The organism is Rhizobium cauense (assembly GCF_019511525.1).
GTDB lineage: Bacteria > Pseudomonadota > Alphaproteobacteria > Rhizobiales > Rhizobiaceae > Rhizobium > Rhizobium cauense.
On sequence record NZ_JAEUAT010000002.1, the window covers coordinates 472,057 to 491,977 of the forward strand.

General features: G+C 58.3%; 28 protein-coding genes. 6 read left to right on the plus strand and 22 right to left on the minus strand.

The window, feature by feature from the left end; genetic code table 11:
• Positions 1 to 19: 19 nt before the first annotated feature.
• Entirely contained in the window at positions 20 to 634 is a 615-nt protein-coding gene (locus JNB88_RS05525) for an FMN-dependent NADH-azoreductase (RefSeq protein ID WP_220354569.1), read from the minus strand.
• 141 nt (positions 635 to 775) lie between these two features.
• Here JNB88_RS05525 and JNB88_RS05530 point away from each other — a divergent pair, with 141 nt between their 5' ends.
• Complete coding sequence (locus tag JNB88_RS05530; RefSeq protein WP_220354570.1) at positions 776 to 1,744, plus strand: LysR family transcriptional regulator; 969 nt, start codon at positions 776 to 778, stop codon at positions 1,742 to 1,744.
• Positions 1,745 to 1,779: 35 nt separating this feature from the next.
• Here the strand turns inward: JNB88_RS05530 and JNB88_RS05535 are convergent, their stop codons facing one another.
• From JNB88_RS05535 to JNB88_RS05550, 4 genes are all read right to left on the minus strand, one after another.
• Positions 1,780 to 3,768: a bifunctional 2',3'-cyclic-nucleotide 2'-phosphodiesterase/3'-nucleotidase gene (locus JNB88_RS05535; RefSeq protein WP_220354571.1), complete on the minus strand. Its 1,989-nt coding sequence runs from the start codon at positions 3,766 to 3,768 to the stop codon at positions 1,780 to 1,782.
• A gap of 90 nt (positions 3,769 to 3,858) precedes the next feature.
• Entirely contained in the window at positions 3,859 to 4,194 is a 336-nt protein-coding gene (locus JNB88_RS05540) for a PilZ domain-containing protein (RefSeq protein ID WP_037127489.1), read from the minus strand.
• A gap of 71 nt (positions 4,195 to 4,265) precedes the next feature.
• Positions 4,266 to 5,162, minus strand: coding sequence for a DMT family transporter (locus JNB88_RS05545; RefSeq protein WP_220354572.1), 897 nt, complete (start codon positions 5,160 to 5,162; stop codon positions 4,266 to 4,268).
• 81 nt (positions 5,163 to 5,243) lie between these two features.
• Complete coding sequence (locus JNB88_RS05550) at positions 5,244 to 5,705, minus strand: Lrp/AsnC family transcriptional regulator (RefSeq protein WP_220354573.1); 462 nt, start codon at positions 5,703 to 5,705, stop codon at positions 5,244 to 5,246.
• Positions 5,706 to 5,862: 157 nt separating this feature from the next.
• Between JNB88_RS05550 and ald the strand changes: the two genes are divergently transcribed.
• Positions 5,863 to 6,981, plus strand: coding sequence for an alanine dehydrogenase (gene ald / locus JNB88_RS05555; protein ID WP_220354574.1), 1,119 nt, complete (start codon positions 5,863 to 5,865; stop codon positions 6,979 to 6,981).
• A gap of 58 nt (positions 6,982 to 7,039) precedes the next feature.
• On the opposite strand, the gene JNB88_RS05560 is transcribed toward ald, so the two are convergent.
• The 5 genes from JNB88_RS05560 to JNB88_RS05580 form a co-directional block, all read right to left on the minus strand.
• Positions 7,040 to 7,507 carry a DUF1203 domain-containing protein gene (locus JNB88_RS05560; RefSeq protein WP_220354575.1) on the minus strand — a complete coding sequence of 156 codons (468 nt, stop codon included), beginning with the start codon at positions 7,505 to 7,507 and terminating at the stop codon, positions 7,040 to 7,042.
• A gap of 86 nt (positions 7,508 to 7,593) precedes the next feature.
• Entirely contained in the window at positions 7,594 to 8,157 is a 564-nt protein-coding gene (locus JNB88_RS05565) for a GNAT family N-acetyltransferase (RefSeq protein ID WP_037127500.1), read from the minus strand.
• A 4-nt stretch (positions 8,158 to 8,161) separates the two neighbouring features.
• Positions 8,162 to 9,031, minus strand: a complete 870-nt coding sequence (gene sseA / locus JNB88_RS05570; RefSeq protein WP_220354576.1) for a 3-mercaptopyruvate sulfurtransferase — start codon at positions 9,029 to 9,031, stop codon at positions 8,162 to 8,164.
• Between the two features lie 16 nt (positions 9,032 to 9,047).
• The gene (locus JNB88_RS05575; RefSeq protein WP_220354577.1) at positions 9,048 to 9,785 is read right to left on the minus strand and encodes an alanyl-tRNA editing protein; all 738 of its coding nucleotides are present in this window, start codon (positions 9,783 to 9,785) and stop codon (positions 9,048 to 9,050) included.
• A 6-nt stretch (positions 9,786 to 9,791) separates the two neighbouring features.
• A complete protein-coding gene (locus JNB88_RS05580; protein ID WP_220354578.1) occupies positions 9,792 to 10,832 on the minus strand; it encodes a cysteine synthase A in 1,041 nt (346 codons plus the stop codon).
• 233 nt (positions 10,833 to 11,065) lie between these two features.
• On the opposite strand from JNB88_RS05580, the gene JNB88_RS05585 reads away from it, so the two are divergent.
• From JNB88_RS05585 to JNB88_RS05595, 3 genes are all read left to right on the plus strand, one after another.
• Entirely contained in the window at positions 11,066 to 11,713 is a 648-nt protein-coding gene (locus JNB88_RS05585; protein ID WP_220354579.1) for a ChrR family anti-sigma-E factor, read from the plus strand.
• 101 nt (positions 11,714 to 11,814) lie between these two features.
• Positions 11,815 to 12,648, plus strand: a complete 834-nt coding sequence (locus JNB88_RS05590) for an SDR family NAD(P)-dependent oxidoreductase (RefSeq protein WP_220354580.1) — start codon at positions 11,815 to 11,817, stop codon at positions 12,646 to 12,648.
• 1,020 nt (positions 12,649 to 13,668) lie between these two features.
• Entirely contained in the window at positions 13,669 to 13,836 is a 168-nt protein-coding gene (locus tag JNB88_RS05595; protein WP_220354581.1) for a hypothetical protein, read from the plus strand.
• Positions 13,837 to 14,418: 582 nt separating this feature from the next.
• Here JNB88_RS05595 and JNB88_RS05600 read toward each other — a convergent pair.
• From JNB88_RS05600 to JNB88_RS05655, 12 genes are all read right to left on the minus strand, one after another.
• On the minus strand, positions 14,419 to 14,760 hold the full coding sequence (locus JNB88_RS05600; protein ID WP_220354582.1) for a cytochrome P460 family protein: 342 nt from the start codon (positions 14,758 to 14,760) through the stop codon (positions 14,419 to 14,421).
• Positions 14,753 to 14,971, minus strand: coding sequence for a cytochrome P460 family protein (locus JNB88_RS05605; RefSeq protein ID WP_220354583.1), 219 nt, complete (start codon positions 14,969 to 14,971; stop codon positions 14,753 to 14,755). Before JNB88_RS05605 ends, JNB88_RS05600 begins: the two co-directional genes overlap by 8 nt.
• A gap of 166 nt (positions 14,972 to 15,137) precedes the next feature.
• Positions 15,138 to 15,437 (minus strand): hypothetical protein, encoded by a 300-nt coding sequence (locus JNB88_RS05610; protein ID WP_223217079.1) that lies wholly within the window; start codon positions 15,435 to 15,437, stop codon positions 15,138 to 15,140.
• Entirely contained in the window at positions 15,437 to 15,775 is a 339-nt protein-coding gene (locus JNB88_RS05615) for an HNH endonuclease signature motif containing protein (RefSeq protein WP_220354584.1), read from the minus strand. The genes JNB88_RS05610 and JNB88_RS05615 overlap by 1 nt, the downstream gene beginning before the upstream one ends.
• On the minus strand, positions 15,772 to 16,314 hold the full coding sequence (locus JNB88_RS05620) for a hypothetical protein (protein ID WP_220354585.1): 543 nt from the start codon (positions 16,312 to 16,314) through the stop codon (positions 15,772 to 15,774). The genes JNB88_RS05615 and JNB88_RS05620 overlap by 4 nt, the downstream gene beginning before the upstream one ends.
• On the minus strand, positions 16,314 to 16,664 hold the full coding sequence (locus tag JNB88_RS05625) for a hypothetical protein (protein WP_220354586.1): 351 nt from the start codon (positions 16,662 to 16,664) through the stop codon (positions 16,314 to 16,316). The genes JNB88_RS05620 and JNB88_RS05625 overlap by 1 nt, the downstream gene beginning before the upstream one ends.
• Before the next feature lie 16 nt (positions 16,665 to 16,680).
• Positions 16,681 to 16,908: a hypothetical protein gene (locus JNB88_RS05630; protein WP_220354587.1), complete on the minus strand. Its 228-nt coding sequence runs from the start codon at positions 16,906 to 16,908 to the stop codon at positions 16,681 to 16,683.
• Entirely contained in the window at positions 16,898 to 17,233 is a 336-nt protein-coding gene (locus JNB88_RS05635; protein WP_220354588.1) for a hypothetical protein, read from the minus strand. Before JNB88_RS05635 ends, JNB88_RS05630 begins: the two co-directional genes overlap by 11 nt.
• The gene (locus JNB88_RS05640) at positions 17,233 to 17,421 is read right to left on the minus strand and encodes a hypothetical protein (protein WP_220354589.1); all 189 of its coding nucleotides are present in this window, start codon (positions 17,419 to 17,421) and stop codon (positions 17,233 to 17,235) included. Before JNB88_RS05640 ends, JNB88_RS05635 begins: the two co-directional genes overlap by 1 nt.
• On the minus strand, positions 17,418 to 17,591 hold the full coding sequence (locus JNB88_RS05645) for a hypothetical protein (RefSeq protein WP_220354590.1): 174 nt from the start codon (positions 17,589 to 17,591) through the stop codon (positions 17,418 to 17,420). Before JNB88_RS05645 ends, JNB88_RS05640 begins: the two co-directional genes overlap by 4 nt.
• Before the next feature lie 73 nt (positions 17,592 to 17,664).
• Entirely contained in the window at positions 17,665 to 17,859 is a 195-nt protein-coding gene (locus tag JNB88_RS05650; RefSeq protein ID WP_220354591.1) for a hypothetical protein, read from the minus strand.
• 322 nt (positions 17,860 to 18,181) lie between these two features.
• Positions 18,182 to 18,970 (minus strand): LexA family transcriptional regulator, encoded by a 789-nt coding sequence (locus JNB88_RS05655; RefSeq protein ID WP_223217080.1) that lies wholly within the window; start codon positions 18,968 to 18,970, stop codon positions 18,182 to 18,184.
• 439 nt (positions 18,971 to 19,409) lie between these two features.
• Between JNB88_RS05655 and JNB88_RS05660 the strand changes: the two genes are divergently transcribed.
• Positions 19,410 to 19,877: a phage regulatory CII family protein gene (locus tag JNB88_RS05660; protein ID WP_220354592.1), complete on the plus strand. Its 468-nt coding sequence runs from the start codon at positions 19,410 to 19,412 to the stop codon at positions 19,875 to 19,877.
• Positions 19,878 to 19,921 lie beyond the last annotated feature (44 nt).

Below are 19,921 nucleotides of genomic sequence, written 5' to 3' on the forward strand. Positions count from 1 at the left end.
ATTGTCAAATCGACATGCATTAAGCGGCGAGGGCAATTTCCTCGGCGCGGGCCTTCGCGGCGCCAATTGCCTTCGCTGCAGCTTCCGGACCAAAGGCCAGGCCTTCGACATAGATGGTTTCGATGTCGGTGATGCCGAGGAAGCCGAGGACCGACTTCAGGTATGGAACAGCGTGGTTCATGCCAGCTGCCGGGCCCTGCGAATAGACGCCGCCCGAGGCAAGCACCACATAGACCTTCTTGCCGGTAGCAAGGCCAACAGGGCCGCTTTCGGTGTACTTGAAGGTGAGGCCGGCGCGGGCGACGTTGTCGATCCAGGTCTTCAGCGACGAATAGATGTTGAAGTTGATGAGACCGGTGCCGATCACGATCGTGTCCGCAGCAAGCAGCTCAGCGACAAGTTCGTCTGACGTCTTCACTGCAGCGGCTTCGTCGGCGGTGCGGTCATCAGCCGGCTTGCGGATGGCAGCCGTGAAGAGATCGTCGATGTGTGGAAGCGGGTTTGCAGCGAGGTCACGACGAACAACGGCGCTACCGGGCTGTTGAGCCTTGATCTTTTCGACCAGGTCAGCGGCGATCGTGGTCGAAAGCGAGTCTACGCGCGGGCTGGAAGTCAGAAGCAGAATGGACGACATGATTGAATTTCCTCTCGAATTGGGGTCTGCGGCTCTCATAGGGAGCTTCGAGCCGCCGTCTCGAAGCAGAAAATAGGGCTGGCCGCTTATCGAAAAAACTGTGATAATGTCGATCAAAATCATCGATAGATTGGATGGAAGATGCTTCCAAACCCCACATTGGACCAGTTGCAGGTCTTCCTCACGGTTGCGGAAACCGGAAGCTTTTCGGCCGCTTCACGCTCACTCAACCGAGCCCAATCGGTCATCAGCTACACGATCGCCAACCTTGAGGCCCAACTGGAAGTGCCGCTTTTCGAGCGCTCTGGCGCAAGGCAACCAAAACTGACGGAAGCGGGCAAGGCGCTTCTCGAAGATGCGCGTCGCCTCGTAGCGGATCTCGAGGTGATGCGCGCACGCGTGAAGGGGCTGAAGGACGGATTGGAGGCGGAGGTCTCCGTGGCGATTAGCGTGATGGTTCCGTCGCAGGCCGTGGTCGAGGTTCTGAAGGAATTCCGCGACGAGTTTCCCTCGGTTGCTCTCAATCTGGCGGTCGGTGAACTCGGCGTGGTGATGGATCTCGTCTCAAACGGAAAGGCGACTGTCGGGATAGGCGGCGCTCTCCTGCAGCAGCATGATGCGCTTGTGACCGAACGCATTGGCCATTCCTTCATGATGCCCGTGGCCTCGAGCTCTCACCCCCTGGCTCGGATACGCCGACCGTTGACGCTGGCTGACGTTCGCGAAGAGACGCAGCTTGTTGTGACCGACGCCTCGGGATTGACGAAGGGCCGCGATTTTAACGTGCTCTCGTACAAGACGTGGCGCGTGAGCGATATTGCGACGAAACACTCGCTCATCCGGGGCGGTCTCGGCTGGGGTGGCCTGCCGGCCTCACTCATTCGAGACGAATTGAGAAGCGGAGTGCTGGTTCACCTCGATCTGCAGGCCTATGAGCAGGGCGAGTATCCGATCTATGCGATGCGGCGAATCTCAACGCCACCAGGACCTGCAGCCACCTGGATGATCGATGCGTTCAGGTCCAGGCTTTCGCAATGCCCCAGCCACGCCGACTTCACGGCCGAGGTTGCGGAATTTGCGGCGCGCGACCTGTCCGTCGCGGCGGAGTAGGCGAGGCGCGGCCGCCTCGCCACCAATCCTTGACGCTAGAGTACCAGACGGAATTTGGCGAAGCCGTCGGTGCCTTCGCCGGCATCCTCGATCTTGACGCTTTGCAGGTCCGCCAGGAACTGCTTGGCCTTCGGACCGCTCTGGAAGACTGCCGTTGTCCCCGGCAGCGGTTTGAAGGTCCAGTTGCCGTCGGCGGAGGGATTGATCGTGCCCTCTTCGTGGACGAAACGGACGATGACGTCGCGATTCGTATCGGGTGCCTGGAAGATGACCTTGTCGGCGGCTATCTCCGGAAACTTGCCGCCGCCGCCTGCACGGTAGTTATTGGTGACGACGACGAATTTCTGCTTGAGATCAATGGGCTTGCCGTCAAATTGCAGGTTCTGGATGCGGTTTGCATCGGCGTTGATAAGCTTGCCGTCGTCATCGAACCGGCGTGGTTGCGACAGGTCGATCTGGTAGATGACGCCGTCGATCACATCGAAATTGTAGGACGGGAAGGCATTGTTGAGCAGGTCCGCGTCCTTGGATCCCGGCTTCACTTCGTTGAACATGGCGGCTGACATTTCCAGCCAGTTCTTCACCTGTTCGCCGGTGATGGCGACTGCCTGAACGGTGTTGGGGTAGAGATAGAGGTCGGCGACGTTCTTGATCGCGATGTCTCCGGCAGGCACGTCAGTATAGTAGTCAGCGCCACCACGACCGCCGGCCTTGAAAGGTGCAGCTGCCGAAAGCACCGGCAGATCCTTGTATTCGGTATCAGCTAGCATCTGCTTGATGTACCAGGTCTGCGCCTGGCTGACGATCTGAACCGACGGATCATCGGCGACCAGCGCGAAATAGGAGTACAGAGGCGCGGACGTCTTGCCGACCGGTGTACGGACATAGGCAAGCGTTGCCTCATGCTCGGCCTTCGCGGCCTCGATGACATTCTTGTTGTCAGCTACGTCCGCAATGACTTTCTTCTTGTCATCGCGATGGTAGATCGGTCGCGCCTCGGACGTGAAGTCGGCGATCCTCCAGCCTTTGCCGTCCTTTTCCAGCAAGAGGTCAATAAGGCCGAGATGGGACCCCCAGAAGCCGGCCATGACAGCCGGCTTGCCATGCAGGGTACCTTTCACAGGATCCGCATTCTGAATGCTGTCCCAGCTTTTGGGACCGGGAAAGACAAGATGCTGGTGCCCGGTGAAGATGGCATCAATCCCGTCAACGGCTGCCAGGTGAAGGGAGGCATTCTCCATCTTCTCTGACGGTGCCGCACCGTCGATGCCGGAATGCGACAGTGCGATCACGATATCTGCGCCTTCCTGCCTCATGACGGGAACCCAGGCCTTGGCTGCCTGAACGATATCGCGTGTCTGCGCTTTCCCTTCGAGATTCTTGATGTCCCAAAGCATGATCTGCGGAGGCACGAATCCAATGAAGCCAACCTTGACGGGGCTCTCGTTGCCGGCGCCGTCCTTGATGGTTTTCTCGACGATGAGATACGGCTTGAAAAACAGCTCGTCCTTGGTCGGGTCGGAGGCAAGCTGGCCTTTCGTCAGGTTCGCACAGACGAACGGGAAATTTGCGCCGTTCAGCACCTTGAACATGAAGTCGAGGCCATAGTTGAATTCATGGTTGCCGAGCGTGCCGACGGTGTAGCCAAGCGTGTTCATCGCCTTGATGACGGGATGGACGTCGCCGTCCTTCATCCCTCGCTGATAGGCCATATAGTCGCCCATGGGATTGCCTTGCAGCACATCGCCATTGTCAATCAGCAGCGAATTGGCAGCCTCGGCCCTGATGTTGTCGATGATCGTCGCTGTGCGCGCCAGGCCCATCGTATCGTTCGGCTTGTCGGCATAGTAGTCGTAGGGAAAGACATTGACGTGAATATCAGTCGTTTCCATCAAGCGCAGATGCGCCTGATTGGCGGCTGCGTGCGCGCTGAAGGGGTGAAGCAATATGAGCGCGGAAGTGGCAGCCATGCCGCCAAGCAACGAGCGGCGGGTCACTGATGGCAGATCCAGAACGGAAGACATGAAAACTCCTTCGAAAATCACCAATTTCCCGGCCCGCAGGCGAGACTAGGGTGATTTGCGAAGGAGTAAACCCCGAAAATGACAGGGCAATTATCGCTTGAGGACGGGCTTCACTTCCTTGTGGAAGAAACGGAAGTACGACGACACCTGCGCACGGGCGTTGGAGTTCGGATCGAACTGAATTCCGAGGCGGCCATTGTGGCTCCAGCGGATGATGCCGTGAAGTGTACCTAGATCGTCTGCAAGGATCTGCACGCGGCTGCCGGACGAGGCATGAATGGGCGCGCGGATTTCGACGGCCATGCCGGTGACCGACATGTTCAGGATGCGCGCATCCACTTCCTTCGTGAGATAGCGGACCTTGCCAAATATCCGGCAGGAGAGGCGGTCAGCCTTACGGGTTACCATATTCAAATTGTTCTGCATGTTTACGCTCCACCAGAAACATGTGGGTGAAATCTACTGTGCGAACATTGAGAATGCTTTAATAGGACGATCTAAAATTGTGATGCAGCCGGCCGCGAACGCGATCTGCGCGCAACGACGTGCTCCCGCCATACCGTGAAAATGCCTGCCGCCACGACGATGGCGGAGCCGACGATCATGGTGAGGCTCAGCCTCTCGTTGTATATTGCGACGCCGATGATCGACGCATAGACGAGCTGCAGATATGTCAGTGGCTGAACAGCGGCAGCATCCAGCATGTCGTAGGCACGGATGAGAAAATAGTGGCTCGATATGCTGGTCATGCAGACAAGCGCCATCCATCCCCAGTCCCAACCCGACATCCAGGTCCAGTAGAAGGGGCCTACCAGTGTCATCGCGACACCGCCGACGACGCCCGTGTAAAAGAAGCTTGTCATCGCTGAATCGTCCCTGCTGACGAGGCGCGTGGCGATCACATAGAAGGCGAACAGGAAACACGAGAAGACAGCAAGCAGCAGCTTCACGTCGAAGAACTCACCTTCCGGCTTGAGGATCAGCAGTACGCCGACAAGGCCGGCGGCAATCGCGGTCCAGCGCCGCCAGCCAACGCGCTCGCCGAGGATCGGCATCGACAGGAGCGCGATCAGAATCGGGGTTGCCGAGAAGATTGCCTGCGAGTGGGCAAGGCCGATCAGCGCAAAGCAGTTGATGACGACGACAACCTGCGCTGCCAGGAGGACACCCCTGATGATTTGCAGCAGCGGCCTTTTTGTTTTGGCCGTCTGTTTCAAGCCGCCCCTCATCCTGCAAGCAAGCGCTACCGTGAAGGCGGCAAAGGCCCAGTAGCGGATCATTGTGACGAAGACGGGTGGGTAGGCTGATGCCAGGTGCTTCGAAATGCCGTCCTGCAGCGAAAAGATGGTGATTGCCAGCAGAACGAAAATATAGCCTTGGGTCTTGGATTTCATGCGTTCGTCTTGCTGCTGGAATCAGGCAGGGGCGATGCCGCTGCTTCGATGAAAGAGCCTTCTGCTTATTTTGCCTCTCTGTCAAAGCCCGACATTTGGGCGGTCGATGACCTCCCGCAGCGCAAAGCTGGAGTTGATCTTCACAACGTGCGGAAGCGCCGAAAGCCAGTCGCGGTGGATGCGCTCGTAGTCCTCGAGGTCGCGGGCGGCGACGCGGAGAATGTAGTCGTACTCGCCTGACATGAGGTAACAGACCAGCACGTTCGGACACCGCTTAACAGCGGCCTCGAATTCCGAGAGTGTCTTTGCAAACTGACCCGATAGGGAAATGTGCACCACCGCGATCATCTTGTAGTCGAGCGCCTTGTGAGAGACATGCGCGTGATAGCCGCTGACGACACCGCTCTTCTCCAGGATGTCGAGCCGCCGGGAACAGGCGGAGGCGGAGAGACCGACCTTGGCTGCAAGGTCCGCATTGGTAATGCGGGCATTGGACTGAAGTGCCTTCAGAATCGCAAGATCGATGGCGTCGAGTTCAGACATTCGAAGAACCTTCGATTATTCTCGGGAATTTGCAATATTCTTCGAAAATCGACCACAGCGCAAACATTCTTTGCAAGGACATTTCACGGCTGTGGTGGTTGGATTTCCTTGTGAAAAAGCACTCCGCAAAAGCGGACATGAGGAGAGAGGAACGCGTATGCGTGTCGGTTGCCCGAAGGAAATCAAAAACCATGAATATCGTGTAGGACTGACACCTGCATCCGTTCGTGAATATGTCGCCCACGGCCATGAGGTCTGGGTCGAAACCAAGGCAGGCGCCGGTATTGGTGCCGACGATGCCGCCTACATGGCCGCTGGCGCAAAGATTGCAGCCTCCGCCAAGGAAATCTTCGAGAAGTGCGACATGATCGTAAAGGTCAAGGAGCCGCAGCCCTCCGAGTGGGTGCAGCTTCGCGAAGGCCAGATCCTCTATACGTATCTTCACCTTGCGCCCGATCCCGATCAGACCAAGGGACTGCTTGCCTCCGGCGTCACCGCCGTGGCCTATGAGACCGTCACGGACGATCGCGGTGGTCTACCCCTCCTTGCGCCGATGTCCGAGGTTGCCGGGCGCCTGTCGATCCAGGCAGGTGCGACCGCACTGCAGAAGGCCAACGGTGGTCTTGGCATCTTGCTCGGTGGCGTGCCGGGCGTGCTGCCGGCCAAGGTTGCCGTCATCGGCGGCGGCGTCGTCGGCTTGCATGCCGCCAGGATGGCTGCTGGCCTCGGTGCCGACGTCAGCATTCTCGACAAGTCGCTGCCGCGCCTGCGCCAGCTCGACGATATCTTCGGCGGTCGTGTCCATACCCGCTATTCCAGCATTCAGGCCCTGGAAGAGGAAGTCTTCTCGGCAGACCTCGTTATCGGCGCCGTGCTCATCCCTGGCGCCGCCGCACCGAAGCTTGTCACCCGCGAGATGCTGTCGGGCATGAAGCGCGGCTCTGTCATCGTCGACGTCGCAATCGACCAGGGCGGCTGCTTCGAAACCTCTCACGCGACGACCCATTCAGAGCCGACCTATGTCGTCGATGATGTGGTGCACTACTGCGTTGCCAACATGCCGGGCGCGGTGCCTGTGACGTCGGCACATGCCCTGAACAACGCGACGCTCGTCTATGGGCTGGCGCTTGCGGACCGCGGACTGCGTGCCATTGCGGAAGACCGCCATCTGAGGAACGGTCTCAACATCCATAGGGGCCGCGTGACCAACAAGCCAGTAGCGGAAGCACTTGGTTATGAAGCCTACGCGCCGGAAAGCATACTGAACGTAGCGTAAACCCCATCACGTTACGTGAGGAAGGGCCGGCCGCAACCCGCTGCGACCGGCCCTTTTGTTATCGGTCGATACGGCACTGATAACAATTGTTGCGCGCAGAGCGCACATGCACGTAGGCGATCTCCGGTCGCTCCAGCAGTTGCGTGGCGTAGGAGCGGATATCGGGTGTCAGAGTTACCGCGCCCGTGCCGTAGACAATGCGGTTTTCGGCATTGTAGCCGCGCACGATGAAATCCGGGCTGGTCAAGACCGGTGGCAGCACCTCTTCGGCAGCGTAGCGCTCGCACGGTTCCTTGTGCAGGAAGACAGGTCCTGTTTCAGCGTAGGGCTGAAGCTCGGGAAACGGCCGGTAGGCGAAAACGAGCAACGCCTCGCCTGCATCGATATTCTTCAGGCAATGACGGCATGGATGGCCTGGGCCGTCTGAGACCATTGTCTCCGGCAAGAAGCCGTAGGCGTCCGTGCCGCCGTTCCAGAGGTTCCGGGCGTCGATGGTAGGCATGGCGGAAAAGCGGATGTCGGTCATGGCGGATCTCCTTGCTGATCGCCATGAGATGCACCTTGGCTGTCGTGCAAGCCACCCGATTCCTGCCGACGTGTTGGGGGACTGGTTCACCAGTCCTTCTTGCTCAGCTCCAGAAGCTCCTTGTCACTGAGCGGCCTTACGATGCCTGAGCCGGTGGAAACAGGTGAAAAGCCGAACATCTGGTAGAGTTGCAAGGCGCGCGGGTGGTCAAGGTTATTGGTTGTCGTGGTCACCCGCGTCGGATTAAGCGTCCAGATCGCGTAGAGCGCCTGCAGCAGGAACCACTTGCCGATGCCCAGCCCAAGCGCGTGCTCGAACAGCCCGAAGTGGCTGAGTTCAATCGCGTCTTCATCCTCGACGAAGTATTCGTAGAACCCGGCGGGTGCACCGTTCACGTAAAGGACGCTGATATTGTTGCGCTTGTCGTGCAGTGTCTTGGCCAGATCTGCGTCAGCCATCCGCAAACGATCCACCCACTGCCACCGCGCACCGACCTGGCGGTAAAGATAGCGGTAGAAAGGCAGCGGAATATCGGGAGCCCGCATGATTGCCGTCTGGATGTTGATCGGTACCGGCAAACTTGCCTTCGGTGGTGCCGTCATTTCCAGACGCGTGATATGGGCTTTCAGGGAAGAGGGGGCCTTCACCATGGTGTCAGGCTTTGACCGGTTCTGGCGGGCCAGTAACGACGGGCGTGTCCTCGCGGCCACCCCACTCGCTCCAGGAACCGTCATAGAGCTTGTTATCTGTATGGCCGAGTGACTCCAGCGCCAGTGTAATGATCGCCGCCGTGATCCCGGAACCACAGGATGTGACGACGGGTTTCGACAGGTCTATGCCCGCGTCCTCGATCGTCTGCTTGAGTTCCGGCAGTGACTTGAAGCGACCTTGCGCGGCGAAGACGCCTGATGGCAAGTTCCGCGCGCCCGGCATGTGGCCGGAGCGCATGCCGGCCCGCGGCTCAGGCTCGAGCGCTGCAAATCGGCCAGCGCTCCTGGCATCGGCAATCTGCAGGGCGCCGCTCGCAACGATGTCCCGCATTGCGTCAAGAGTAACGACCTTCGAGGCGTCATAGGTCGGCTTGAAAACCGTGGGCTCGTAACGCGGGACGGTTGTCTCAAGCGGACGGCCCTCTGATTTCCAACCATCCAGGCCACCGTCAAGCACGTACACATTCCGCGCGCCCATCACGCGAAAAAGCCACCAGACCCGCGGCGATGCGAACATTCCAATGCCATCATAGACGACGATACGATCGGTTTCTCCGATGCCGAGCTTTCCGACTTCGGCTGCAAAAAGCTCTGGCGAAGGGATGGTGTGCGGCAGCGGCACGGAATGATCCGCGATCTTGTCCTGATCGAAACGGATGGCGCCGGGGATATGGCCAGCGGCGTATTCCGCATCGGCATCGCGCTTCTGCGCCGGCAGATAAAACGATGCATCCAGGACGCGCAAATCCGACTTGCCCAGTTCCGCCTGCAGCCAATCGGCCGAAACGACGAAACGGCTCTTCTCTTCGCTCATTCTGCTCTCCCCAAGTTCAAGCTTCGTCGCCGGGAGCGCCGAAGCGAATTCGGAAGCGACGGTTTTCCTTGCCCTTCTTCTCGATCTTGGCAATGTGAATCTGACCGACTTCCTGCGTTTCGGACACATGTGTGCCGCCGCAGGGCTGGCTGTCAATCGCAGAGTTCTCCCCGATGCAGACAAGGCTGACCCGGCCAAGGCCGATCGGCGGGCGAACATTCTTGGATTTGACGATGCCGGGATTGGCGGCAAGTTCCTCATCGGTGATCCACTGCAGGTAAACCGGATGGTTCTGCCGCACCAACTCCATGAGCTTTTCAGTCACGTCTTCCTTGTCAATCGTTTCGCTCATGTCGAAGTCGACGCGGCTCTCGTCTTCGCCAACGGCAGCGCCCGTAATCGGATAGGAGCAGACGACGGAGAGCAGGTGACAGGCGGTATGCATTCGCATCATCTTGTAGCGGCGCGGCCAATCGACGTGCAGCACCAGCTTTTCGCCGACGTTCGGACGTGTCTCACCCTCTAGCGGCACGTGGACGACGATATCTTTTGTTGCCCCATGCTTCGTCTGGCCAAGAACGATCTTGCTGCCGTCGGCGCGTTCGAGAAAGCCGGTATCGCCCGGCTGGCCTCCCGATGTCGCATAGAAACAGGTCTGGTCCAGCTCGATGCCCCCATCTTCGTGAAGGGCGGTTACCATCGCCTCGCATGTCGAAAGATAGAAATCGTCACGATAGAGGGCATTGACGGGCATGGGGTCTCACGCTGCTGGTTCGTATGGGATTTGTATGTCTTGCGTCTTGGCGAGCCACGCGGGAACGGGCAGGCCCTTCGAGGTCAGGAAATCAGGGTTGAAGAGCTTGGACTGGTAGCGATTGCCGTAGTCGCAGAGGATGGTCACGATGGTATGACCGGGACCGAGCTCCTTGGCAAGACGCACAGCACCGGCGATGTTGATCGCGGTCGATCCGCCGAGGCACAGACCTTCGTGCTCGACAAGATCGAAGACGTAGGGCAGGGCTTCCGCATCTGAAATGCTGTAGGCGAAGTCGGGCGTAAAGCCTTCCAGATTCGCCGTGATTCGTCCCTGGCCAATCCCTTCGGTGATCGAGGAGCCGGCGGACTTCAGTTCACCGTTCTTGAAGAATTCATAGAGGGCGGCTCCGTCAGGATCGGCGAGGCCGATCTTGACGTCCTTGCTGAATGCCTTGAGGCCGGCCGCGACGCCGGCAAGCGTCCCGCCCGAGCCGACGGAGCAAATGAAGCCATCGACCTTGCCGTTGGTGTCATTCCAGATCTCGCGGGCGGTCGTTTCGATATGCGCCTGCCGGTTGGCGACGTTGTCGAACTGGTTTGCCCAGATCGCTCCATTAGGATCCGTTTTCGCCAACTGCTCGGCAAGCCTTCCGGACACCTTCACATAGTTGTTCGGGTTCTTGTAGGGAACAGCCGGAACCTCGACGAGCTCGGCGCCGAGCAGCTTCAGTGCATCCTTCTTTTCCTGGCTCTGGGTCTCCGGGATGACGATGACCGTCCTGTAACCAAGGGCCTTTGCTACAACCGTCAAACCGATACCGGTGTTGCCGGCGGTTCCTTCGACGATAACGCCGCCTGGTCGCAGCAGGCCCTTCTTTTCTGCGTCGCGTATGATGTAGAGCGCTGCGCGATCCTTGACCGACTGGCCCGGATTGAGGAATTCGGCTTTGCCGAGAATGGTGCAGCCCGTCGCCGCAGACGCACCCTTGAGCTTGATCAGGGGGGTATTGCCGATTGCCTCTAGAACGGACGGATGGACGGTCATGGACTCTGCCTCTTTTGAACGCTTAGTTTAGGAACGGTCTTTTCCCTTCACAAGGCTAGGTTGGCAAGAAATGCTATTCCATCCCTTTGAGCGCAGCGATAAAATTAGACTTCATCTTGATCCACCGTCCTTTGGTAGGGGCCGCCCAAGCGCGTTGTGATCCGGAGATTGACTTTCAACGTACGGATGACGACAAAGCAATCTCTGAAAGCGGAAAACGACCCGAAACCGTCATGGTTCACGAGCATATCGACACTGTCGATGCATTGATGGCGCATTATGTCGCCGGATCTCTTCCCGAGCCGGCGCGGGTGCTGGTGGAATCCCATCTCGAAATGAAGACCGATCATCGCCAGCTGGTGCGGGATCTCGAATCCTTGGCCGGCGAAGCCCTCGAGCAGATACCGGAAGCTGCGATCGGCGACCGGAGGGCGCGGCTTGCTGCTGTCTTCGCCTCGGCGCCACCTGACGAACGCCGCCCAGCCGTGGATCTGCGGGCAAGGGACGGCTCTTTCCCGAAGGCGATTCGCGATCTGGTTGGCTATGACGTGGATACGGTGCCTTGGAAAACGAAGCTTCCAGGCTTCAAGGAATACTCTACCGACATCGATGGCTGCGAAGTGAGCCTGATGTGGATCAAGGCTGGGCGAGCACTGCCTGCACACACTCACAAGGGCATGGAACTCACTTTGATCCTGGACGGGGCGTTCAACGACAGTCGCGGCCGCTTCGGGCCTGGCGATATCTCTGTCGCGGACGAGAGCCTCGACCATCGACCGGTTGCCGAAAAGGATCGCCCCTGCATCGCATTCTCGGTTCTCGACGCGCCGATCAAACTGACCGGCTCCTTCCGCCAAATCATCGGCGACCTGATCGGCTGAAAGCAGCCACAATGGCGTGATATCGCCTTGAATCCGGGAGGCGGCGAGGAACTCCCGGACCTGTCTTGACGTTGAGGAAAGCAGCCCGGAGGAGATGTGCCATGCAAGCATTCGTCGCTCGTCCTGAACATGGAATAGCCTGGATAACAGGTGCAAGTTCGGGGATAGGGCGAGCGCTTGCACTGAAGCTCGCCGGTGAAGGATACAAGGTTGCGGTGACTGCGCGCGACCATGAGAAGCTTGCAGAGCTCCAGGCTGAGGCTGCTGAACTCCCGGGCAGCATCATCGTGCTCGATGGCGATGTCACGAATCCCGAAGACATGGAGCACGCACTCGCCTCAATTGAATATGAGCACGGCGCGCTCGCGTTGGCGGTGTTCAATGCGGGTGTCTATCTGCCCGTGCACGCGGAGGAATTGAAGCGCGCCGACTTCGAGAAGAGTTTCGCGGTCAATTTGCAGGGGGTCGTGAATTGCCTCATCCCGGCCGTTCGCCACATGAAGGCTAAGGGGCAGGGGCAAATCACGATCGTTTCGTCAGTTGCAGGTTACGGCGGTCTGCCGACGAATGCAGCCTACGGCGCCACAAAGGCGGCATTGATCAACATGACCGAGAGCCTGAAGTTCGATCTCGACAAAATGGGCATCCGCATTCAGCTGGTGAATCCGGGCTTCGTCGATACGCCCGCAACGAGGAAGAACGAATTCCCGATGCCCTCACTCGTTTCGGCAGACGAGGCGGCGGAGAAGATTTCCGTGGGTCTCAAGTCGCGGCACTTCGAGATTGCCTTCCCGACACGCTTCACCCGGTCGATGAAGCTCGTTAACCTGCTGCCTTATGGCCTCTATTTTTGGCTGATTAATCGCTCGACCGGATGGCGGCGGCGACCACTTGAAAAGCATGGGCACCCGCCGATGCCGCATCCTGCCGAGTAATTGTCTCAGGAGGCAAGGACGAGGCGGATAGCGCCGAGACAGGAGGTCATCTGTCGGATGGCGCCATCCGCTCTCGTCAATCCACGCAGACGACCTGGCGGACGTCTCTTTTTTGCGCGGAAGCCTGTTTCACAACCAAGTTTATTCCAGTTCGAAGCGCTCCGCCGAGCCGGACACGCTTGCGTCACCGGCGTATTCTAGTCGGAAATGAAAGTCTCTGGCCAGTGACAAATTCGATTTCGCTTCAGGGGACGACGAGGCACATGCAATCGGCTCCTCAGGCACTGTTACGATTTTTTCCTGTGGACCTGTGTTCAACGGGCGTCCACCCGCCGCGCACTGCTTGGTGGTCCTGCACCGTGGCAAAGGTCACAGTGCTAGCCGTGAATCAGCAAAGTGTGAAAGCAATCATCTTCTGCGGCTCTCGCACAGCTTCTTGATGACATGGTAGATTGCTGCCCGGATCGATCTCATATGCCGTCCTCCAGGGAGATGTTCACATGAACCGATTTCGCACTGTTGTTATGGCCGGACGCTGATAGGCCTTTTTACGATCAGCGCAGCTTGCACGAGCACGGAAGGTCCGACGACCTCATCGAGGGGTTTTTCGTCAGCTTATCAGAAGGATCGTGACTACACGCTCAATCCGGCCTGCGCGGGTGGCTTCAGGCCCAGCAATGGCCGTTCCTGCAGCTACTAGGAGCCATGGAAAGTCGCGGCGTCGGTGGCGGCGACACGGGCACCTGAGCAACATGCCCTTCTGGACGATGGTCGCGGGGCGTGCCGTTCCTACACGCACAGCGCCACGGATGAAAATTAGTAATTCCTTAATTATGGATGGCTATCATTATTCTTGTCGCGACAGGTTATCGTGACAGGCAACGTTATGAGGGCTCGTCTGCTGTTCCTAGTGGCGAGCCTTCTTCATTTTGCAGTTCATAGTGCCCACGATACCAATCGAATCAGTTGCCCCTCGCTGATTTTTCATTTCTATTAGGTAGGGCTAATGGAGGGTTCGCAATGGACAGAATGCAGAGATCTCGACCGGACGAAAAGGCGACCTACGATCGCCACGCGGTGCGGCTGATTTTGCACATGCGCGAGAGCAAGCGCCTCCTCGATTCCTTTACCTTACGCAATGATGGAGACGGTGCGCGCACGGGCAACCAGCCAAGCGGGAAGCACTAGCCCAGAAAAACGCCGGCGCTGGAGTGCCCGGTCTTGGGCGACGAGCAACTGGCCGTTTCTTAAACAGGCTTGCTCAGCGGACGAGTGCCCATGAGGTATTGAATCCCCGAGTACTCGGGTCGTGCAGCGAATTCAAAAGAGGGATGAAAGCGAAAAAGAAAACGCCTGCTTTTGGACGATCACAAAAGCAGGCGTTTATCTTTGAAACTGGCTCCCCGGGCCGGACTTGGCCCCTCTTCTTAATTTCGAGGAGTTTCGTTGCATTGCAGGGGTTGCCCGAGTTCTACGCCTTTGCGGCCCCGAAAATGTATTCCAAAAAGTATTCCAAAAAGTAGTCTGAAAAAAGTTGAGTGGCCCCGATGGGCTTTGCAGGTTTTGAGTTGCTTTTTGAGGGCGGATTGGAATCAGCATTCCTTTGCAAAACGACCCCCCAAGGGGAGATTTTGTGGGGGATCAAATCACGGCTCTTCCGGGAGTAATTACTTCTTCGGCGGACGTCGAGCGGGCGTTGAGGCCTCCACCTCTCACCGGTCGGTGGAGCCGCGCTCAGCTGTCCAGAACTACGATTGCGAACGAACCAAATTATCGTTTCTGGTACGAGTGGAAGATGAAGTCTTTTGCTTCCACGACGGTATGACATGCAAAACCGCAATCGGTGCCTTCCCCGTCTGGCGTGAAGGAATCTGAGGCGACGTCGTAATTGAAGTTGGCATACCCCCAACCACCACTGGCCTCAAATCTCTTGCTGTCCTTCTCGATAAACGCAACGTTTCGAAGGGCGGCCGGCACGTTCACTGAAAATGGCGAGTCGGCGTCCTTTTTTGTCTTCCACTGGATCTTTGCAATCTTCGATCCGTCGGGGAATTTTGTAGCGTTGGCCGGCACACCTTTTTTATAAGCCTCGATCATTGTCGGATTAGCCATGATGACGTTCGCCGGAATCTCCTCCCATCACTTGTTCTGAGGGATCAACCGCAGCAACCGAGACGACTTCCCAACTTTCGTACCCTTCGAAGTCAGCGAACCCGAGGCCGTTCGGTATTTGAACGGTATTTTTGTCTTTAGCGGCAATGCTCACGCCGCCCAAGGCGGCAAGCGCCCCGGTAATTATTAACAAAGCAGAGATTTTGCGCACGATGATACCCTCCGATGCTATCTCCTCAAGAGCTTCAGGGATTCAAAGAAAGCGAACGACGCCAAAACCAGTGGTTTCCGCACAGCGAAAATAACATCATCCTTCACCTATATAAATTAGCACACACTAATTTGATAAAGCGCCAATAGGAAAAAAGGCCCGGCGATTAATAGCGCAGGGTGCCAGCTTTTGAGAAAGCACCCTCGCTGGCACATTCAACCTGATCTACTAGCGGCGCTTTTGAGACACCCTGGATGTTTGCCGCTCCCAGTAATTTTTGTACGCGCTCGAGCTGGCTGCCGGATCTTGCTTCCTGCCTCTGCTTAGCAGCTAGATATTCCCGCTCGCAGCGATCGAGGATCGGTTGAGCGATTGGGCCTTTTCGGTCCACGAGCTTGGCGGCAAAGACCAGCATCTCGGCCAGCCGATCAAGGGTGATCTCCTTTGATGGGGCTCGGGTGGCCATCAAGCTTCTCCGCAAATCAGTGCTCGCTTTGCCTGTTCGCGACGCATGGCGTTTCGTTTACGGGTAACCATTTCCAGGTGATCTGGATGAGGGCGGACGCAGAGCCGGTTGCGGCAAACGTGGTCCAGCTCCTTTTTGCCGGGAATGTACCCGTGCTCGTTGGTCCACATCACGATGTGAACCGCGACGGTCTGCCCGGCCAAAGCCATGCGAGGGTATCCGGCGCCGCGGCCCTCAGTTCCTGAGGTCGGGCCTGTCCAGATCCAGCAGCCCGTATCCTCGTCGATGCGAACACGAGCCATAACCTTCTCGCGTATGTTATCGCGGCGGTCCGTCATGCGCTTACCTTTAGCCATGCTTTGAAATCGGACCGCAGCGCCTTCCAGCGCGCGGCCGCATTCTGATCTTCGTTCAGCTCGGCCATCGACGTGATGGCGAGAATGGAGCGAACGCGTGTCTTGACGCGCTCGGTGTCGCCTGCGTCCTGCAGCTGGTGCCGCTCGATTAGGAACTGGCGGAATGCGCGGTCGTTCTGGCACTTGATCGCGCACTCAGCGGCAAAGTTACTTTCGGCAGCCTGCCGTTCACGGCGTTCGACGTCTCGCGGATCTTCGGGTGGAATGACGCTCCGCAACTTTTCCGCGGCCCGCTTCAGCATCGCCAAAAGGAAGGCGATGTCTTCGTGCGCATGCATCAGGAAGTCGCGATCGGTGTATCCGCAGTCGTCGAGCAGCTTGACGATCGGCGCTGGCGGCGTCTGTCGGATAACAACGGCATACAATTCGAGGCCGCCACTACCGAGCTGCCAGTTGGTGCTAGCCTCCTCGTGCCGTTGCCGGATCTGCGCGATGCGCTCCTTCTCCTCGCGCGTCGCCATCAGGGAACCGCGCTATCCACGCCGCGCTCCCGTAGGGCGGCGACATGCATCGAGACTCGGGGCAGGGACAATTGCCGGATCGCCACGCCGCCGTGGTCTCCTGCGACCATCTCGCGAAGGATGACGAGGCGATCGGAATGGACCGTGATCATTTCACGCGACAGATGACGCGTGACGCGGCGCGCGGGTCCCTCGCTCTTGGCTGGCGCCAGGTCGAGCAGATTGTAACGAATGAGCGCAAGACGGACCGTGTCGCGATGGGCGCCATAGCGAGCAGCGATCTGGTTCCTGTCCATGCCTGATTTCAGATGGGCAGCGAGGACTGCGGCGTTCGGAAGCTTTACAGCCATAGAAACAGCTCCTGGATTATGAGTGGGAGGTGTAGGCGTTGACCGCAGCAACGATCAGCTCGGCGATATCTGTGACCTGGTCGTCGGGCATCTCTCGATGCATATCGACAACGATGATCCCTCGGCCGGTGGAGTCGACGATCGTCCCGATGTTGTCGATCTCGTGCGTCAGCGGGAGTGTCACATTCGCCAGCTCAAATGCGGTGCTCGCTGTGGATTGACGCAGGAATGAACTAGCCAGCATGGGCATCCTCCATTCGCTCGATCGATTCCTTGAGGGTGCGCCGCAGTGGCAGATCCGCATTGCGGCAGCCGAGTGCATCGATGACGTGGATCATTGCGTGCGCCAGACCGATCATGGTCTCGTCGGTCAGTCCCTCAAAGCCAGACTTGCCGCAGAGGTTGTCGACAGCCAGATCGATGTTGGCGCCAGCAACGTATTCCAGCGCCTGCGCCACGTGGCGACGACGGGCGCTGCCCATCTCGATCTCGATCTCTTCGACGATACTTGGGCTAAAGCCATCGGCGATGAGCCGGAGCTTTGCCGGGAAGGGGAGGATGTCGGCCATCACATGTCCCTCCATGGTGCGTTCTCCCATGTGTCGTCGATGCGAAGCGTCCGCAGGCGCCGCCATTCGACAAAACGGCGGACTGCTTTCGAGGTAGCGATGATCGCAAACATGACGGCGCCAAAGAGCACGCCGCCTGCCAAGGTGCTGCTAAGCGCAGCGAGAACGGTAAAGGTCGCGTCGTTCATCGCGTTGCCTGCAGGATAATCGCGTACGGGAGGACCGAGACGATGATGGCGAGCAGTGCGAACTCTGCCCGGCGCTGGTGCTCGATCGGCATCCGCGTCACGCGCAGGAAAAGCGATCCCGGCTCCGGCAGCGCCAACGCTACCGGACGAACTGTCCGAATTGTCTGCATGGTAGGAGCCCTTTCGCTTCCGTTTGGGCATCCGCTCCGTTCCTGGTCGGAGCGGGAGCCAAAACCGGAAGGTTCAGGCGACGCGCCGTATCGATCGGCGCGAATGGATCTGCGCCGCCTGCTGGCTGTAGGCGTCGATCTGCTCATCGGTGTAGCCAAGGTCTTGGAAGTCCTTGCGTGTCAGTCCTTCACCGCGCTCAAGGGCCAGATCAGCCATTTCGTGAGCGATGCTACGGGCTACGACTGCGGGATAGGTCTGTGTCTGCACGTTGCTCTCCATCGCCTCCCGGTTTCGCCGCTGCTCCGGGAGGAGGAGAGAGCAGCGGCGCGCCCCCGTTTAGGCGATCCGGAACTGGGAGGAGGAGTGGACCGGATGCGTAAAAAGGTATGCGGATTTAATTCCGCAGTCAATCCGAGTGCGAAAGAAATTACGCAAAGTATGTTCTAAATCTGAATAGCATGATTAAGGAGCTGACGGTTAAGCATCTGATTCGCTTTGAATTCGCCACTGTTGAGCACGAACGAAAAGAGGCGCGCCAGACTAGCTTGGCGCGCCTCCTATTGGGTTCGTATGGGCGATTGTTTGTCCGCTAGACGCCGTAAATTTCGTTCGGCGTAAGGACTTTGTGCATGTGGGCGATGGTCTCGCGCGGGATATCGATCTCCGCCCTAGGGTTGTGCTTTTGTATGGTAACGAACTCGGTGTTACGTCTCAGGAAGATCCCGATTGTCGCCTCCAGCGCGCCCTCTGCGCTCAATTGGGACTGGATAACGACGGGGTCGCCAAACCGGGGAGGTTTGTCGGGGTGAACAAAGACCAGATCGCCCGGATGATACTGGGGCACCATCGATTCGCCTTCAATGTAAAGCGAGTAGATATTCTTGGCATTAATCAAAGTGGGCGGGCGCCTTACGTAGTCGACAGGGTCGGGATACAGCTGGAACGCCCCTCTGAGGTGTGATCCTGCCGCCGTTCCCATTACCGGGACATCTTTGGGCATTTCATGGCGAAGAGGCATTTCAACATCCGCCGAACGCAATTCTGGTTTAGCAGGTCGCGTGGTATCGCCGCTTAGCAACCATTGCTCGGTAGTATCAAGTGCTCTTGCGAGGGCCGTCAACGTTTTTCCGCCTGGCATCTGCTCTTCGTTCCCGAGCAGTTTGCGGACTGCTTCGCGCGAAAGGCCAGCCTTCAGCGAAGTGCTGGAAGGGTTAAGGCCTAGTTCGGCCATGCGCTCTCGAATGCGATCGTGGATAGTTTCGCTCATGTGCGGAATTTTATCCGCGCCTTGTGGAAAAGTCATGCCGAATGAATTCGGTTGACAATGCGGAACTGATTCCGCATCCTCCGACGCCATGACACTTAGAGAACAACTCATAACGGTCTCCGATATCTTCGCTCAGGCGCGCGGCATTGGTCGCCAGCGCCTCTCAACGATTGTGTTGAACAGGGGATCTACGCTTGATCGAATTGCCTACGGTGACAGTGATCTCACGACTGGAACGTTCGAAAAGGCGATGCTTTGGTTCTCGAGCAATTGGCCCGACTGCGTGGACTGGCCCGCGGATATCCCGCGTCCGGCGAGCGCGGAGGAGGCGGCATGATTTCTTGTTGTTCCCTGCGCGGTGCCGCTGGTCGCCGCGCCACCTTGCACCGGGCCGGCGGACCTCTGTGGCCCGGTGCACTTTCTCTTCGACTGTTCGTCCATGCATGCGGGCCTCCGTGATCTGCTGACAAACCACTAATAAGGCGTGCTGACGCGCCGATCATCGAATCCATTTCCGTTTTTGTTTCCTTGATTTTCGAGGGGAGTAGTCGTGCGCACAATTTCCGAGATCGAGATCCGGTCGATCAAGTCTGCAACCGAGGCGTCCTACACGTTGGGTGGCGGGGTCACCGCGTTTCCGGACCTAACACGCGTCAACGTTTCAACGCTGTCCAAGTATGCGTCGTTCAATGACGACCTGAAGGAGAGCGTCATCCCGTGCGACGTGGCAGTCGAGGCTGATCGCCGTGCCAAGAGTCCCGCGATCGTCAGCGCCATGGCGCGGCTGTTAGGTTACCGGCTCATACCCGACCAGGCGGAACACATCGATGGGCCAATCACCGAACATGACGCGCACCGCGTCCTGTCGGAAAGCATGGATCTCTCCAAGGCGATCCTGAATGCCTTGCTCGACAACCGCATCGACGCCCTGGAGCGTAAGCAGATCGCACGGGAAGGCCGCGAAGCTCTTCGCGCTATTGAGCAGGTTCTGGTCAAGCTCGAAGAAGGAGGAGCTTGATGGAACCGGCTCTCGGCCCTAACGGACACGCGCTTCTGCGCCGC